General features: G+C 64.4%; 1 pseudogene. It reads right to left on the bottom strand.

Features of this window, described 5'->3' with window-relative positions:
- Positions 1-73: 73 nt before the first annotated feature.
- A pseudogene (locus EOA32_RS37570) lies at positions 74-688 on the bottom strand (peptidase S10); the annotation flags it as partial.

Here is a 688-nt window from a genome sequence, read left to right on the forward strand (position 1 = left end):
CCTCACTGCGTTGCCTGATAAAGCTCCGCGGCCGCCTCCTTCAGCGCTCGCCTTCCGTCCGCCCTGAAATACATCATGTGGCCGCCCTCGACGACATCGAGGCGGATAGGCTTTGGTCGGAAAGCGGCGGAACCTGATTCACCAGATAACGCGAGGCGAGATAGGGCGTGACGAGGTCGGTGTAGCCGTTGACGATGACGACGCCGAGCGCGGGGTTGAGTGAACGCGCCCGCTGCAGATCATCCATCACGCCGGCATAGCCTTGCCGCGAGGTGCCGTAGTCCCAATTGTGGGTGACCTCGCCATTGAGCAGCCGGTAGCTGATGTCGGCGTGGAAATTGAGCTCGTCGCGGACATAGCCGACGAAGGCCGAGGTCAGCGCCGGCACACTGCGGTCGAGCACGGGATCGGGTCCTGCGATGCGTCCGCTCTCTGGCGCGATGTCGGCCGTGCCGATCATGCCGTCATACGGGCTCAGCACCTTGCCTTTGGCGCGGGCGAATTCTCGCGCGAACAGGCCGGTCGGGACGCGGGCGAAATTGTGCTGGACGAGCTCGAGCGGCAGTCCGGTGATATCAGCCACGCGCTGGCTCGCCAGCTTTCCGCCTTGTTCCAGCCCGCTGGTCAAAGCGGTGAGGTAGTCGCCCATGGCATAATGCTCGACCTCGGCGAGCCTTTCCCGCAACGC

This window comes from Mesorhizobium sp. M1A.F.Ca.ET.072.01.1.1 (assembly GCF_004023325.1).
Taxonomy (GTDB): domain Bacteria; phylum Pseudomonadota; class Alphaproteobacteria; order Rhizobiales; family Rhizobiaceae; genus Mesorhizobium.